This is a genomic window from Pirellulaceae bacterium (assembly GCA_029243025.1).
GTDB lineage: Bacteria > Planctomycetota > Planctomycetia > Pirellulales > Pirellulaceae.
The window spans coordinates 24194-40585 of the sequence record JAQWSU010000039.1 but is presented as its reverse complement, the minus strand read 5'-3'; the positions used below and the strand labels follow the sequence as shown (position 1 = coordinate 40585).

At 54.1% G+C, this 16392-nt stretch carries 10 protein-coding genes; 1 reads left to right on the top strand and 9 read right to left on the bottom strand.

The genetic code is table 11. The features are described from left to right. Nucleotides 1-9 precede the first annotated feature (9 nt). Both P8N76_17795 and P8N76_17790 read right to left on the bottom strand, forming a co-directional pair. The gene (locus P8N76_17795) at nt 10-1404 is read right to left on the bottom strand and encodes a DUF1552 domain-containing protein (protein ID MDG2383530.1); all 1395 of its coding nucleotides are present in this window, start codon (nt 1402-1404) and stop codon (nt 10-12) included. A gap of 2 nt (nt 1405-1406) precedes the next feature. Next, nucleotides 1407-4505, bottom strand: a complete 3099-nt coding sequence (locus P8N76_17790; protein MDG2383529.1) for a DUF1588 domain-containing protein — start codon at nt 4503-4505, stop codon at nt 1407-1409. 464 nt (nt 4506-4969) lie between these two features. Here P8N76_17790 and P8N76_17785 point away from each other — a divergent pair, with 464 nt between their 5' ends. Further along, nucleotides 4970-6634: a hypothetical protein gene (locus tag P8N76_17785; GenBank protein MDG2383528.1), complete on the top strand. Its 1665-nt coding sequence runs from the start codon at nt 4970-4972 to the stop codon at nt 6632-6634. A 524-nt stretch (nt 6635-7158) separates the two neighbouring features. Here P8N76_17785 and P8N76_17780 read toward each other — a convergent pair. The 7 genes from P8N76_17780 to P8N76_17750 all read right to left on the bottom strand — a co-directional run bounded on the left by P8N76_17780 (nt 7159) and on the right by P8N76_17750 (nt 16227). Beyond that, complete coding sequence (locus P8N76_17780) at nt 7159-8304, bottom strand: RtcB family protein (GenBank protein ID MDG2383527.1); 1146 nt, start codon at nt 8302-8304, stop codon at nt 7159-7161. Further along, nucleotides 8301-8735, bottom strand: coding sequence for a hypothetical protein (locus P8N76_17775; protein ID MDG2383526.1), 435 nt, complete (start codon nt 8733-8735; stop codon nt 8301-8303). Before P8N76_17775 ends, P8N76_17780 begins: the two co-directional genes overlap by 4 nt. Before the next feature lie 353 nt (nt 8736-9088). Continuing rightward, nucleotides 9089-11431 (bottom strand): molybdopterin-dependent oxidoreductase, encoded by a 2343-nt coding sequence (locus tag P8N76_17770; GenBank protein ID MDG2383525.1) that lies wholly within the window; start codon nt 11429-11431, stop codon nt 9089-9091. A 20-nt stretch (nt 11432-11451) separates the two neighbouring features. After that, nucleotides 11452-12969 (bottom strand): FAD binding domain-containing protein, encoded by a 1518-nt coding sequence (locus tag P8N76_17765; GenBank protein MDG2383524.1) that lies wholly within the window; start codon nt 12967-12969, stop codon nt 11452-11454. Continuing rightward, nucleotides 12957-13925 (bottom strand): sulfotransferase, encoded by a 969-nt coding sequence (locus tag P8N76_17760; protein MDG2383523.1) that lies wholly within the window; start codon nt 13923-13925, stop codon nt 12957-12959. The genes P8N76_17765 and P8N76_17760 overlap by 13 nt, the downstream gene beginning before the upstream one ends. Further along, the gene (locus tag P8N76_17755) at nt 13925-14725 is read right to left on the bottom strand and encodes a class I SAM-dependent methyltransferase (protein MDG2383522.1); all 801 of its coding nucleotides are present in this window, start codon (nt 14723-14725) and stop codon (nt 13925-13927) included. Before P8N76_17755 ends, P8N76_17760 begins: the two co-directional genes overlap by 1 nt. Next, the gene (locus P8N76_17750) at nt 14722-16227 is read right to left on the bottom strand and encodes a cytochrome P450 (protein MDG2383521.1); all 1506 of its coding nucleotides are present in this window, start codon (nt 16225-16227) and stop codon (nt 14722-14724) included. The genes P8N76_17755 and P8N76_17750 overlap by 4 nt, the downstream gene beginning before the upstream one ends. Nucleotides 16228-16392 lie beyond the last annotated feature (165 nt).

Sequence of the window (16392 nt, the reverse complement as noted above, 5' to 3'; positions counted from 1 at the left end):
TTCGCCAGGTCAGACCAAAAATTGCCTAATCGAGCCTGTCTGGTTCATCTGTTTGCGTTCGAGTTCCGGATCGAGGTCACCGTAGTGTTCAATCGGATTACCGTAGGCGTTTAGCAGTGTGGTGTACCAGTTCCCCAACGTCTGATGTCCCACCGACGCGTGGTAGGGAAGGCGCAAATAGCGGCCAGCAAGATCAAGTTTTGAGTTGGCACCTGTCAAGATCACCATAGGTGCTTCCGTGCCCCAGCCGTGATGCGTATCCCCTGTCTCCGGCATGTAGATGATCGTCGTGTTATCAAACATCGTGCCGTCGCCCTCGGGAACGGATTTCAACTTTTCGACAATTCGAGCGATCTGCCTCATGTGACTGGCCAGCAAGAGCTCCCGAACTTCGTGAAAACCTGAGGGCGACTGATGTCCTACCTGATGAATCGACGTCTTCGACTTGTTTCCCGGGATCGTTGAGATGGGCGTTCCAAGATCATCGATGGTATAAGTCACGACATTTGTAAGACCAGTGATCAGCGCCGACAGGAGAACTTCGGTAAATGCTTCTTGCTTCTGCAAGAGTGTCGCGTCGGGTCCGCCGTTGGCGTGCACCTTTCCGAGAGTTGGCAGGTTTTTCTCGATGATGTCTGATAGTGAGGCGACCCGATTATTTCGTTCGCGAATTGCCTGAATTGAATCGACGTGATTGCTAACCTTCAGTCGTTCCGAACCGGCAAGTCCGGAAAGTCGCCCGCCTTCTTCGTTACGTAGGTAATCAAGCAAGTCGTTTTCCGATGCGACCGCGTCAGTATTTGTCACGGATTTGAATAGTTCATCATAGGCGGCCTGCGGATCAGCGTAACAATAATTACGCTGCTTTGGCGCCGGAGCCGAAAAACCGGGGACAATTCCCGAGCGAAATGCGACCGTTCCTGAACCGGAAGCCAGCGATAACTCCACATGTCCAAACGGCGAAGGAAACAGTCTGGCAAGTTCAAAGTCAATCGTTGCTCGTTTGATTCGATTGACGACGTTTCGACCTGCCTTATAGGCGCCCAGACAACCTGTAAATGAATAATGTCCGCCACCACTCATCTTCATTGATAAGCCATGCAACATCGTCAGGTTAGCCTTATGTCCATCCAACGCTCGCAGCCAGGTTGGCAATTCGTGCCTGTCCAAATCTGCCTCGAACGCCACTTTCTCTTTATGCTGTTTTTTCTCCTGATCCGAAAAGGACGGAAGTGAAAACATGGCGGGCAAATTGCCATTGGATTTACGAATTAAGACAAACCGATGAGGCTGAGCGGCAAGCCGATTCGGCTCTGCCAGGAGATGATTAAACGACGGCGAAATCGCCAACGCTCCGGCGGTCGCCGTCGATGTTTTCAGGAAGTGTCTTCGGCTAAATAGCATCGCTAGTTCTCATTTCCCTTACGGTAAATAAACGAATCAGAGGACAACAGTGACACGATTACTGCATCAAAGCTGCCGCCGCTACTGAGGTAGATTTGCTCTGCATCGATGAGTGCATTGGAATCGGACAACATTTCGTTGCGTCCCAAAAAGTAACGGAACGCGTGCCGAATGATCGACTGCCGGACTCTTGCCGATTTTGCCAGACGCTCGGTCAAGTCAATGGCATCGCGAACTTCCCCATCGAGCGACGGGGATCCCGTGCCCGTCAAAACACCGCGGGTATCGACCGGCAACGTCTTATATTCCGCCACGCGGATACCATTTTTCGGGATCGAATTTCGGTCTGCCTCGCGAATCAGATTTTCTGGGTGCTCGATTCGTTCTTCCGTGCGGAACCGCCCAAAGTCGTCGTAGCCTTCGAAGGCAAGCCCCAGCGGATCCATTCGTTGGTGACATTTCCAACAGTATTCATCAGCCGTTCGTTTTTCGAGACGCTGACGCAATGTCTGGTGATGATCTTCCGGGATCACCGCATCCACCGTTATCGGGACGTCGATAATCGTTCCCGCCAGCATTTTCTCGCGAATCCATTTACCACGGCGAACTGGATCTGTCTCGGTGTTTTGAGCATGAGCAATCAGCCACGCGGGGTGCGTCAACATTCCCTTGCGGTTAGGGATCTTTGCCGGCTGATTGATGGGATAGTCCCAGTCGCGATAGTCAATATTAAAATAGGTGGTCACCTCGTGAGCACGCATGACTTGGCCAGTTCGACCAGTAGCGTTTCCTTTGTGCCAGTAGGCCATGGGGAGCTCGTCGTACGGGATGGCATACTTTTGCCCTTTAGCAAAACGCTGTTCAAGACTCGTCATGGTTGTCTTGAAACTTTTAACCCAGCCGCCGCGGCGTCGCTGGTTGGTTTCAAAATCCGGAAAGACGGTTCCACGCATCTTCATTTTCTGGATGAACGGCCAATGTTCGTAGAGCTGTTCTTCGCTGAAATCCTCCCAGTCAAACGGCTTGAAATACTCGTAAATAACTCGTAGTCGATCCGAGGCTACACGCATCGCGGCGTTATCACCGGAGTGATAAACGTAAAACTCATCGGCAGTCAACAACTGCTCAAAAACGTCTTGATCTTCTTCAAGAATATGTGCGATTAGCATATCGGCTTCATCTACAAGACGACCTTTTGCATCATCGTACCGACCCGCTCCGAAACGCGCATCATCCTTAAAAATGGTCATCGCTTTGCCGTACCCGAAAAACTCACGAAAGAAACGCAGCTTACGAATTGGCTGATTCGTGACACTGGCGTTAAAACCGGCTTTCTGTACTGACTCGTCAATAACGTAAAACTGATCGCGACGTTCGAGCATCCGACGAACTTCGCGCTGGTAGTCTGCTTTGGTGTTCATCTTGCCAGCTTCGACCGCCGCCACCAATTCTTCATCCGGACGACTGTCGGTAAGCGCGTAGGCGATGGCGTAACTTGCCTCGCGTGGCGACATCATTCGTCGGCCGTGTTCGTCGGCCAGCCCCTGACCGAACTCCGTACGGTAGACAAATTCGGAACTCAGGATCAGCGTCTCGATCAGCCTGACCAAAGCGTCCTGTGTGCCGAGCCGCTCAAGATACGATCTGGTCAGCGCAGTTTTCTCTTGTAATTCTTCGGCTGTTGGCTGACGTCCGTGAATCTTCACCGAAAGTTCGGACACCACGTTGGCGATCTGCTCGTCACCCGGCGCACCGACTGATTCCCGTTGCTGCTCGAACAATTTCCGCCAGTCATTCATGCACTTGTCAATAATCTGCTGCCAAGTATCGCCAGGCTTTCGATGTTTCAGGATCGACGCCTGAACAACATGCATCTCTGATTCACTCAAAGATTGGTATGATGCTGGACGCAGCTTCTTTCTTTTGACGTCTTCATAAATCAGGTCCATCTCCCACAACCGATTGAGGGAGTTCATAATTCCCACACGCTCACGAATTCGCGATTCAGCAAGACCGAAAACAAACCAATCGCGTTCGCACTGTTCAATCACCTGTTCGAAAGTGATCTCATCCCGCTTGTACTGGCCGATACCTAGATAAATTGCCCGCATGTCATCGGAATCGTATCGGTCGAGCAGTCCGAGATTGCTTTCTTTCTTTTTTGGATTGCCTTTTGAGTCGAGTGGCAGGACCGGCAGTTCCAGCTCAATTCTCACAAATTTCGGCAACAGCTCGTCGTTTTGTTCCCCATACAATTCGCTGGCAACCTGAGTGATAAACTGATCAAGGAATTGTTGACGGACTCGCAGAATCTCGCGATTCCGTAACTCCAACTGCATCACTTGGGACATGGCAGGATAGTGCGACTTCATTGCCTGTTCGGAAGCCATGTATCCAGCAATCTTGCTGGCATTGGCAATCATCGTCAGCAAATGTCCACCGGTTAACGCCGTGGTGTCGTAGTACCGCACACCAACCGTTTTGGGAAGCAGAAACGGGTTGACAATACTTTGCCGTAGAGTGCCCCCACCAAATCTTGTCCCTAATCCGACTCCGTTGTCGCCAATTACAGTCATTCGTTGACCATCAATCGTTCGGACTCCCTCGTAGTCCAGCAGCCGATTGATCTTTGCATTGAAAATATGCTCGCTGATCAACCATCGCCGGTCGCTGGTAGATCCGGGCAGATCTTTGAATTCGCCGGAGAAAAGCTTGTCGTGATCGACATAGTTACCGTACTCCGGTCGTTTAAGCTTTTCATCCAAACTTGACGCATTGTGTTGACGGAGCTCAGTAGATATCCATTCGATTAACGTCGCGCGCTCGACATCCGCAGGTTGCTCTTCCATGCCAGGCGGCATCAACCCAAAAAAGAGTTGTTCTTGCGCCTTGTTCAGGAGATCCAGTCGCGCGTCGAGATCGAGTTCGCCGATCAAGTCAAAACGAACGTTTCCCTCGTCCGTGTCGGCAGAATGGCAGTCGATGCAATACGCTTGCAACACGTTCGCAGCGGTCTTCGGCACCATCACAGATTCTTGAGCCTGCGCTGCCCCATAAATCGATACCAGAATGAATGTCACAAACAGTCGAATCACTGACATGTTGTCGTTTCTCTGCCCTCTTCTCGACATCTTGGCCCAACACTGGCCTAAACTTTGGGAATCTCGGCAATGCCCCGTAAAGGCTGCCGATTATTCTACCACCACCGCGATCACCGTGGAAATTCCTAAAGTTGAAAGAGTTGGTTCGTTGCAACATCCAAAGCAGCAAGGCGTTTTATATTCTTTGCCTGAATCAGGCTCAGCGACTCCAAATCAAAAAAGGCTTGGAGGTTTCTCACCCAGTATTTGCTGTCACTCCAAGCAGATGTTTGGTTCACTCCCTCATCGACGATCAGTTCGAGTTAAAACCCGACAAAAATCCAACGAAAACGCATCTGACACCTTTCCCTGCTGCTTGATAGACTACGAGAGGGCCGCATCAATTTCCGTTAATCCAGGCATCCTCCGCGCCGTGAGTCAACCAATACTCCCTACTCTTTTCACCTTCGATAAAAAGACCGGTCATGCTCAAACTCCAATCTTTGACGCACGAACGCGTGTTCACCTGCGTTAGATCAATCGTTCTCTCCCTACTGTTCGCTGGGGCCGCATTTACTCAAAACATTCGGGACGATACCGCAATTATCGTCACGAGCGAAGATCTGAGAGAGATTCAGCATGAGCAGTCTGAATTACGTCACGAGCTGTTGGGCCTTGAGCAGGCGACCCGCCGCATTCAACGACGACTCGAGCAACTTGATCGTATCGCTGCGGTCCAAAAAGAACTCGATCGACTAGTCCACCAGTTGGCGCAAGCAGAGTCATCCGACAACGAAAAGCTCACGGAACAAGTGGAATCAAAAATCTCAGCCGTCGAGCACCGGATCGACGATCTCCGCGAGGCGTTGGAGGCTCATGGAGAACTCCACGAACGAATCGACGAGATCAAGGAAGTTACAAATCGGCTACGTGAAATCGAAGGGATTGAAGAGGCGACTCGCTGGAGTCGATACCTGGAGAAGACCGTCGATCGGCTCAAACAATTGCGAGAGCTTCACGGCGAATTCCACTCGCTCAGCCCGAAAGCTGCGAATCCGATTCGCGACAAGCTTGAACAGCAACTGGATGCGTTACAGGAACAGATCGACGCCGATAAAGAACTCGTGGAACAAATCTCCCACTTCTTCGAGGCTCTGGAGAACGATCGGGATGAGGCGATTGAAGAACTAGCTCCCGAAATCAGCAAACTACAAAATGAATTGGAAGGCAGGCGCGGAGTATCCGTGAAGACCGAGAGACCGAAGGCTCCGGAAGACGGCCAGTCGCGTCTGAAGTCCGGCAAATATTTTTTGACGCAGACGTGGTCGCAGGAGCGGAATTTCAAGCGACCTTACTACGTCAGTGTGCCGAACCCCCAACAACCGGATAGTTCCAGCAAGCAACGAAAAATGCCCGTGCTCATTTTTTTACACGGTAATGGGGGTAATGCTCAGGAAGCCATGCGAGGGATAATGCGACATCGAAAACGGATCGCGGCACGTTATATCATGGTATTTCCTCAGGGGTACCGGGAAAGCTGGAACATCGTTTCAGAGCGATCCAAAGCAGATGACGTCGGTTTTCTCGAAGCCATCGTTCTGAAGCTGGCTTCGCGGAAAAACGTGGACTCCAACAATTTCACCATCATGGGATCATCCAACGGCGCCGCACTCGTGAACCAATTGGCAATCGAAAGTAAATTGCCAAACATTCGTAATTACATCAGTGGCGTTAGCCAACTGAACGTGTGGCAGCATGACGGCGAACATTTCAAAGCCAAAGGCGATGACAACAATTACCGGAAAATCGCAACTCCCCAAGGCGGCAGGCGACTCTTGAATATTTCCGGCGTGAAAGACAAGTTGGTTCCCTATTTCGGTGGGCCTTCCCAGGTGATCCCCGCCAAGGGCGATAAGCTGGCGTTTGTTCCAGCCGAAGAATCGACCTTTTTATGGGCGAAAGAAATGGGACACGCTGGAAACCAGTTATCTCAACCCTCAAAAATCATTGAGAATGTCGAAATCTTCAGCTACCTGGATGGCGATGTGGTTCACTGCAAGGTGAACAACGAAGGTCACGGGGCCACACACGGAATTAGCGAGCAACTGCTGCTGGATTTCCTTGACGCCAAAGAAAACAATCCGCAATAACAAAAACCTCCGGGAGATTGTGGGGACGAGACAATCCATCGCTGATCACACCATCGCCTGCCATTGTCATCATGGCAGCCACCGCGCGAGACACAGCCCTGCACGCTCTTTGCAAGAAGCCCAAAACAACTCGAATCAAACAACAACAAGGTACGGCAAGTCGTATCAAACGATGGACAACACGGGACTTACCTGCTGCGAATCTCAACAGAAGATCAAATCCCTTCCAAGATAAAATCGGCGGAGTGCGGGTGTCGCATGGCTGCACACGACAAGCTAAAAAAAATCAATTGGCTTCGCTGAGATCTTTGTCTATCCGAGCCGCATCAAGATAGAGGTGAGTGAGTTGAAAGGCTCTCATCGATCGCACATTCCGACCTAGTAAGATTTTTTTTTGCGATCCATTAAAGATCATGGCCTAGCTGCAAACTGTGCCTCAGCTCAGATTTCGACAATTTCGAGTCGAGACCTGAGATTGGTCAGAAATCCTCGGTGTCCCCGAAGGCCGATAAGAAGGCAAATATTCAATGCCCTTTATAACAAAGAACGGGTTTCAGCTCAGCCGTAATTCGAGTCAGCTCTTTCTGGGCCCGCATCACAGCATAGATATCCTTATAAGCTTCCGGGGCCTCTTCTCGCAAAACTGACGCCTTACGATGATCGAATCGCACTCGCCTCATCTGCCGATGTAGTTGCGAGGTACTAATCGCCTGCCGAGCCTTACCGCGACTCAGCTTGCGTCCAGCTCCGTGAGAACTAGAACAGAGCGATGATTGGCAACCACGGCCGGACACCAAAAAACTGGCGGTTCCCATCGACCCCGGAATAATCCCCGCTTCATTGCGTCGTGATGATTGGGCACCTTTTCGGTGGACCCACAACGTTTCACCTAAGTGCTTTTCTTGAACCACATGGTTATGGTGACCGTGGATAAGCGACGTCCAATCCGTCTCGACGCCAAATAAGTCGTGCAACAGTCTTGCCACGGTTCTCGCCATGCAAAGTCGATTCCGCTCAGCGTAACGAAGCGCCCACTCCATGTCGTGCAGATAATCTTGTCCGGCTATCGTTTCCGAATCCAAGTACTTCAAGCCAGTGAATCCTGTTTCCGCCTGAGACAAATGATAGTCGGTGATTGCCTGCCCCATCGCTCGAGAGCCACTGTGGACCATGAACCACAGTTGACCTTCCTGATCTGCTTGAAACTCGAGAAAGTGGTTACCACGCCCAAGGGTACCCAGTTGTACACGCCCATCTCGGTGCTTACGTCGGTCTAAGCTGGGATGATTCAGAGAAATACTTCCCAATTCCGTCGGCAGCGCATGGGGCGCGGTGTCCCGCGAGTGGCGATTGGTGGGCACTCGACTGTATAAAGCCGACAGCAAAAGCGAGGCTGCCTGCTCTCCGTGCAGTAAATCGGCCTCGCCATCCACACGCACCGCAGCCATGCCGCAACCAATGTCTCCCCCGACAGCTGCCGGATAAATGAGTTGAGATGTCGCCAGCACGGCGCCGACACAAACATCGGCGGCTAAGTGAACGTCCGGCATGACGACGATTCTTTGGACATCGTCTGCATTCACCAAGCGGTGAAGCGACCTGCTGACTTCTTTTGTCAACGGCTCAGTGAGCCACGTTCGCAATTTCCCCTTCGAGGCGTTTTTGCTCATGCGTCCACCTCCTTGCCATCACTCGGGCCGACCAATCGAAAAACGAGCTTCGGAGCACGCTTTCGCGTAATCGCAGCGGCTACCGCAGCGCGAAGTTGCCCACCAACCATGTTGAGTCGTGTCAGGATCGCTTCGTTTTCAACACAAGTACAGACCGTCTCTGTACGGAACGTCACGGACAATTGAGAAGCATTAGGCGCCGGTTCAACTTTTTCGATCTGCAGATTGTGAAGTCGATCATCGGCAAACTCGCTAGCTAAGACGAGCGCTAATGTCTCAGCAACTTGCTTACAGAGTTGCTGAGCCTTGTAATGCTGTTGAGTACGATTTTTTTCTTTCCGAAAAAATTGACGCGGATCTACCCCATCGTCGTCGTGAAGTTGTCCGCAATGCGCAAGCAACTGCTCGCGAATACGCTTATCAAGGGTCATATTGGCTCTCTCGAAGAATGGCGCACACAGGGCGCGCAGAAAAACAAATCAGCTACAGGAAATCGTTGCGGTGAGAGCTCAGCAGACGACGGGACTACCCCAACAGAAAGCTCGAGCTCAACAGCGCACTTGTTAGTGTTCGAGATCGCATTTCAGAGCTCCTTGGGGGTTTTAGATATGGACTGAAATTTACGGCAAGATACCTGAGACGACGACCCGGCATCGATTTGACAGACATCACTCAGCCCCAAGGGTTCGCGCTATTTGTGAATTTCGATTTCTTGACGCAACGAGCGGGAAACGCCGCAATCGAATGAGCCATCGAGGGACGCGAGACTCGCGTTCCGGAAGATTTATCCCAGCGAGCCACGGATCGCCTCGGCACTGGCGGGGAGGCCGAGTTTTCGGGCAGCGGATGGAGACGCGCAAGCGAGTGCGTGCTTGGCCGCCGACCAGACTGCCAGCGCGTGCAGGAAGGGCGGTTCGCCCACACCCTTGCTGCCCGCAATCGCAGTGACCGAGTCGTCAGTCGCGAAAAACTCCCAGTTAAACTCGGCCGGCACATCGGAGGCCGCGGGAATTTTGTAGGTCGAGGCATTCGTCGTCAACAATCGGCCCCGCTCATCGTAGACCAGGCACTCGTTCGTCACCCAGCCCATCCCCTGCACAAATCCACCTATCAACTGCCCCCGATCGATAGCAGGGTTGATCGACCGTCCAACATCGATGAGGATATCCGCGCGCGGCACCGTCAACTCGCCGGTGAAACGGTCGATACACACCTCGGCTACCGTCGCGCCCTGGGCAAAGTAGTAAAACGGATTCCCCTTCCCTGTCTCTTGGTTGAAATCGATTCCGGGCGTCGCGAAAAAGCCTCGGGCCCCCAGATCCACTCGGTCCGCCTTCGCCCCTTCACAAGCATCAGCGAATCTTATTCGGCGTGATGGGTCTCGTCGATCGAACACCCATTCCTGTTCGAAAGCGATCCGATCGATGTCCTCCACTGCTTGATTCGACGCTCCAGCAAAATGTCGCGCAGCCCACATCGCCAACCTCGTGCGAATTGTCTCCGAGGCTGATACGGCTGCCGCGCCATTTAAGTCGGTACTCGCCGAAGCAGCCGTCGGTGACGTATTGTTGTTCTTTTCTGTTGAGGTGGTCATGATCACCACCCTCGTAGGCAATAGACCAAACACGTCTGCGACTAATTGTCGAAGCTTCGTGTACAATCCTTGCCCCATCTCCGTACCGCCTGTCGATACCTGCACCGTACCATCGGCATAGACCAGCACCAGCGCGTTCGCCTGGTTCAACATCTTGGTCGTGAACGACAGACCAAATTTGACAGGGACCATCGCCAGCCCACGGAGCCAGATACGATCGACCGCATTTCGCCGCTCGATTTCCGCCAGACGTGGCCGATAGTCACTCTTCACAAGCAGTTTCCCCACAATTTGGTCCAAGTGATTTCCATGGACGACCTGGCCATAGGGAGTAACATTCCTTTCGTCGTGGCCGTAGAGGTTGCGTGTCTGGATGTCTGCGGCGGCAAGAGTTGTGACACCTTTCCCATGCAAGCAGGCCGTCATCTCCTGCATCGCGTTCTCGATCACTGCCACTGCCTGAGGACCTCCGAAACCTCGGAACGCCGTCGCAGGCGGGAAGTTCGTGAAACAGACTTGTCCTCGAATGTCAGCATGCTCAAGGTAATAGGCATTGTCGGCGTGGAACATCGATCGTTCTAAGACAGCCTGAGACAGGTCCATGGCTGCACCGCCATCGGAATAGAAATGCACGCGATAGGCCAGCACGTGTCCTGAGTCGTCGAACCCGATCTGCCAATTGGCGCGGTAAGCGTGCCGTTTACCGGTCAACTCACCGTCCTCCTCCCGACGATAAACGATCCGAGCAGCTCGGCCGGTGGCCCGTGCGACTAACGAGACCAGCACCGCGGGCAACGTCCCCTGGGTCTCCTTTCCTCCAAATCCACCCCCCATTCGTTTGCAGGCAACCACCACTTGGTGCATGCCAATGCCAAGCACGAGCGATACCACGCGTTGAATCTCCGTCGGCCCTTGCGTCGACGAGTGAATGGTTATCTGCCCATCCTCTCCGGGAACCGCCAGTGCCGCCTGAGTCTCGAAATAAAAATGTTCTTGCCCCAACGTGTGAAACACTCCCTCCCGCACATGCGGAGCCCTGGTCATCGCCGACGTCGCGTCGCCCTGCTGGAACCGCACCTCGGGCCCCAGAAACCGCTGCCGTGCCACCGCTTCGTCGACCGAAAGGATCGGCGGCGTCTCTTCGATCTCTATCCGCACCAGCTTCCGGGCTTGGTCCAGCGTCGCCGGGCAATCGGCCGCGATCACGACCACCGGTTGACCAACATACAACACTTCACCTTCCACCAGGACGGGTTCATCCGCCTGTAATGGCCCAAACCGCCGGGCGGCTGGCAGGTCATCCGACGTGAGCACCACCGCAACGCCGGGCAAGGTGCGTGCCGTCGCCACATCGACCTCAATGATTCGCCCACTTGCCAGCGGACTCACGACGAGTCCAACACACAACTCGTCCGACCGAGGTGGAATATCGGCTAGAAAGTCGGCCGTTCCCGTCACATGACCGATCGCCGATTCAAGGGCGATTGGCGTGCCGACCGATCCAGATGTTTTTTGCTTCAGCTTTTGCGTCATTGTCTTACCGCACCTGCGATCTACTCAGCAGCCTCAATTCCAGACGCCATTTCATGAAAGTACCGCAGCAGGAGACTCCGCACGAGTTGGCGACGATATTCGGCCGATCCGCGTACATCGGACCAGGGCGACACTTCCTGCACCGCAACCTCGCCTGCCCGCGTGAATGTCTCTTCATCACAGGGGCGATCGATCAACCAGCCCTCAACCCGCTTCAGTCTCCGCACCGTCGGCCCCGCTCCCCCAACCGCGATCGCGGCCTGTTCGATGCGTCCGTCTTCTACCTGCACGCAAATGGCTGCTGTGATTGTCGCAATGTCCAAGTCGCGACGTCGGCTCACTTTATAGAGACGCAATCGTTGGCGAGACAAGGGCAGCGGGAGTCGCACGCGAGCCAACAATTCATCGTCTCGAAGCAAGGTCCTGCGATTCGCTGTAAAGAATTGGTTAATCCCGACCCAACGTCGCCCCTCACGCGAAGCCAGTTCCAACTCGGCCTCCATGACGCAGAGCAGTGGCAGTGAATCGGCTACGGAGGACGCATTGACAAGATTCCCCCCGATCGTCCCCGCATTGCGAATCTGAGGACCACCAAACCGTTGCAGCAATTCGGCAAATTCCGGCAACACCTTTTCGGCAAGCTGCAACAATTCCGACCAGGTCGCCATCGCTCCCGCATCGATCGCGGGCGTCTCCCGCGAATCGGCTTCCTTCCCTGATCGACTGCCGTTACCGGCCGGCACAACGACGCCCCCCCGCAACTCCGCGACGCGTCCGAGGTCGATCCACTCCGATACAGCCTGCCGCGACTTCGTCCAGCGGACTCCTAGATCCGTCGCGCCCGCAATCACCTGCGCATCGGGATGTTCAGCGCGGATGCGCAGTGCGTCGTCCAACGTGACGGGGCTGAGAACCCTGCGAGGCTGTCCGCGATGCGTACCAGTCACATCGAACGGCAGGTTTCGGAGCGACGCACACCTTTCCTGGAATGTCTCTGTAATCGGTGGCCAGTTCACGGTCTCTGCACCCAGCAACTCGCATCGTTGAGCTGCCTCGAAAATCGGCAAGTAGCCTGTACAGCGACAAAGGTTTCCGGCGAGTTCCACCGGCCAATCAACGGGCCGCGTATCATCGCAAGACTCCGCTCGCTTGTGACACACGGCGGTCATCGCCATCACAAAGCCCGGTGTACAGAAACCACACTGCGAACCGTGGCAGTCGATCATCGTCTGCTGGACGGGTGTGAGTTGACCGTCTGCCGCCAACGCCTCGACTGTAATCACATGACAACCATCGAGTTGAAAGACAAAGCGAATGCATGAGTTGACCGATCGGTAATCCATGCCGTGTTCGGACGGCTGCCCGATCAGCACCGTGCATGAACCGCAGTCGCCTTCCTCGCAAGCCGTCTTCGTACCGGTACACCTCAGTTTTTCACGCACGAACTCACTGACCGTCAAAAAAACATCTTCTCCCGAGACATTGCATCGACGGCCATTCACCTGAAACTCAACGGAAGATCTTATTACACTGTCCACGTGTCCGCTCGTTTCCTGTTCATTTCGATTTGATGAAGCCATCGCACGGATGGACATCGATTACCCAATTGATCTCCACAGAAGGCTTTGAGTTCACTCAGTGAATCCGCAAAATACTCGGTCAGATCACGATGAATACTCGCCTCAAGGGTCGGCCTCCGCATATTTGCCAGGAATGTCCGGCCTACCGAATCACGGACCGTTTCCGGTATATGCTGGCGAAGACGAGCTCGCAGCAACGCGGACCGAGTCCAGACGGCTCGCAGCAGGGGATTACGAATGATGCCCCCTCGATTCTTCTGCTCCAGCGGTAATCGATCCCCCAGTTGCTCAACGCCAAGAAAGGCAAATAGTTCTTGGAGCACCTCAATAGGATCGTGAACCAGGTCGTCGAAGAATAGAAGCTTAATGCGTTCGGCGGGAAACTCGCGGTAGAAGCTTTTCAAAAAGTGCGCATAGCGTCCGATCGCCAGATACTGGTTAAACGCCACCGATTTTGGTCCACGATCGGCCAGTTCCGGAGCGATCACCTCGGCGAAGCTCGTGCGCGACTCGAGGCCATCCCGGCGGCGTCCGATGTAATGGGCGAAGGCTCGATCAACAGGATCGCGAAGAATCGCTACGATCCGCGCCTCTGGCGCAAAGGCCGAAATTCTGCCCGCCGTGTTGATCGACTGCAAGTACACGGGCGAGACCTCGCCTGGCAACTGCCCGTCGGCTGCGGAAGCGAACAGTTCCAAGTACTCGGACTCATTCGTAATCGCATGTCCCTTCATGGCAGCCATCGCCACCGACCCCGGAAAGTCCGCCAGATCTTCGGCCGTGAAATAGTTTGGAGACTTATTGCGTGGCACGAAGATTCCCGGGTGATGAACCAACGCGTGGTGCAGGCTGGTGGTGCCGCAACGACTGCCACCCACCACAAAGAACGCCGGCCGGCAACTATTTTCTCGCATCAGTTCGGTTTCCTCGCCAACACGGCAGAATAGTGCCCCGTCAAAAATCGCGTCGGCAGATAATTCAAAACCTCGAAGGCATGCATTAGTCCGAGCAGCGCCTGTCCCGACCGCAACTCCGGCGAGAAGATCTTGCTGGCGTGCAGAAAAAGCACGCGGGGAACATGCATCAAATGATCGCTCCGCTCCACGATCAGACCGGTCGTCTCCACCATTCGACAGAGTTCGGCCTGGGATACGGTGTGGCCCATGAAATAGGGTATCAGTTGACTGTTCCCCTCGGAGGATGACGAGCAGCGATTACGGACGTTTACAATCGGATTCTGAGGATTGTCCAACGCGATGAACAGCAAACCGTTGGGCATTAACACCCGAGAAAGCTCCGCGATCGCCACAGCCAAATCGGATGCGTCGGCAAAATGGTCCAGCGTCGAGTTAGACACCACAAGATCAAAGTGGTCCACAGGGTAGGCGTCGAGACACCTCACATCGGCCTGACGTGCGACGAGCCCTGGATGACGGCGAGCGGCTTGCTGAGCAATCGTCGATACGAGGTCAATACCCTCCACACGATCACTGGCTGACAGCAGCCATTCCGCCAGTCCATCGCCGACCACCTCGTCAAAGAGATCAGTCTTCAACGCCGCTCGAAACCGCCGATCGCCCGTCCATTCGTTCAGGAATCGAAGGTACAGTTGGTCGCAGAAACAACGCCATAACGATGTTGAAAACTTGTCGATCGACTCGTCAGCCATCTTTTCCCAGTGGCGTTGTCGGGTCAAGTCGTTTGATTGTGTCATGCGATTCCCCCACAGTTGACCCGCATCGCATAGTTCGGTTGCCAATGACTCCAATGCCTCATCTGACGCTGTAGCGGTTCCGCACAGGTGACGCGAACATCGGCTGCGCACAGGAGTTGCTTCAGGAAGGCAAGACAAATCAGCTCGTTTACACCGCCACCATTGCAGGCATGGCTGCCCACACCGAGCGGAATAAAGTGTCGACGATCATAGTCTGCGTCCCCACGTCGCAGTTGAAACCGCGCCGGATCGTCGATCGCATCGGTCGTGCTGTGGCTTTCCCACACACAGCCACGAACCAACCAGCCGCTTGGATACCGATAGCCCTCGAAATCAAACTCTTTCACCACACGCCGGTAGAGGTACTCGCTCTGACTCGTGCGGAGCGTCTCAGCCAGAAAAAGAGCCAGCAACGATTCACGCGTATCAGATGGCTCCGCCCTGATCTCGGACACAATGGTATCCTCAGTGGCCCAACGGTACAGCAGCCAAACAAGCAGCGATGAAACGTTACCGGTCGCGATGCGGTGCATGACAATCAGATTATCCAGGCAAACGCGGTCTGGCATGGCCGGATCTAGCTGTCGCAATCGTACCAGCACGGACGTTCCATCGGCCGCATCAGCATCACGGGCAATATCCGCCGCATCCATTTCCACCTTCTCGGCAAGAATCCGCCGCAGCTCCGCGAATGCCTGTCGATCGCGGTGGACCAGCGACCTACCGATACCCGCCTTTGCGAACCCGCGAGCCAGTTCATCGAACCTCTGCCCCTCGGGAGTCTCCGCACCAAGCCCCAACAACAGATGGTTCAGCGAGCGTCTGGCGAGCGACTGTAACTCCGGATAGGGACTTGACTCGTGTTCTGCGAGAGACGCGAGGTGACTTTCGCAGATGCGGTCCACTTGCCGAACCTGACTCGGCTCGAATGACATCGACATTGCGCGACGAAATAGCTTTCCGTAAAACGCATGGGTCACCTTCGGCATATAGCGTAGAAAGGTCCCTTCAACGCTGTTGGAGATAGGCAAAGTGCTGGGTCCCAGAAATCCCGAGTGACCCTTGATCAGTTTTTCAATCCTCTCCTGTCCAAGCACGCAGATCGTGGGCGCACCGTACTGCGACATCTTGAAGACAGGCCCATACCGTTCGAAATTGCGAAGGTAATAGTCACGATCGGCGAGTGCTCGAACCCCGGCCAAGATCCAGAGTCGTCCGGGAGGCGTCCCACGCGCAGCTCTTTGCCCACGCAAATCACAGCAAAATATCACCGTCCAAGTACCAACCGCCAACAGCAACAACCATGGAAGCAACACTGGCAGGCAGTACCAGGAAGCGATTACCACACTGGACCAGACCAGAAAGATGAGACGCGTGAACCAAGCCTCATGTGGAAACACCTTCGCAAACCGTGCCGAACCACACACACTTGCCATCCAAGCCGGCGCAATTAACGTTGCCACCAATGACCAGAACGAATTTACAGGTATCAAATTCAACACAATCAACCACCAACACATGTCGAATCAACTGGGAGAAGGTAGACTAAAACGAACTCAATCATTAAGAAGCAGATCGAACGATTGGCAACAAAGGGTGCAAGGCCAACCTACATTTCGGTCTTAATAGGGGTCGTGCTCATGCGTTCCTGGCCGTTCAAAGCCATT

What these genes read in the sequence shown, in the direction of transcription:
- P8N76_17785 (MDG2383528.1), top strand. Translation starts at nt 4,970, where the DNA reads ATGCTCAAACTCCAATCTTTGACGCACGAACGCGTGTTCACCTGCGTT.
- P8N76_17760 (MDG2383523.1), bottom strand. Translation starts at nt 13,925, where the DNA reads ATGCGAGAAAATAGTTGCCGGCCGGCGTTCTTTGTGGTGGGTGGCAGT.
- P8N76_17775 (MDG2383526.1), bottom strand. Translation starts at nt 8,735, where the DNA reads ATGACCCTTGATAAGCGTATTCGCGAGCAGTTGCTTGCGCATTGCGGA.
- P8N76_17755 (MDG2383522.1), bottom strand. Translation starts at nt 14,725, where the DNA reads ATGACACAATCAAACGACTTGACCCGACAACGCCACTGGGAAAAGATG.
- P8N76_17780 (MDG2383527.1), bottom strand. Translation starts at nt 8,304, where the DNA reads ATGAGCAAAAACGCCTCGAAGGGGAAATTGCGAACGTGGCTCACTGAG.
- P8N76_17795 (MDG2383530.1), bottom strand. Translation starts at nt 1,404, where the DNA reads ATGCTATTTAGCCGAAGACACTTCCTGAAAACATCGACGGCGACCGCC.
- P8N76_17770 (MDG2383525.1), bottom strand. Translation starts at nt 11,431, where the DNA reads ATGACGCAAAAGCTGAAGCAAAAAACATCTGGATCGGTCGGCACGCCA.
- P8N76_17790 (MDG2383529.1), bottom strand. Translation starts at nt 4,505, where the DNA reads ATGTCAGTGATTCGACTGTTTGTGACATTCATTCTGGTATCGATTTAT.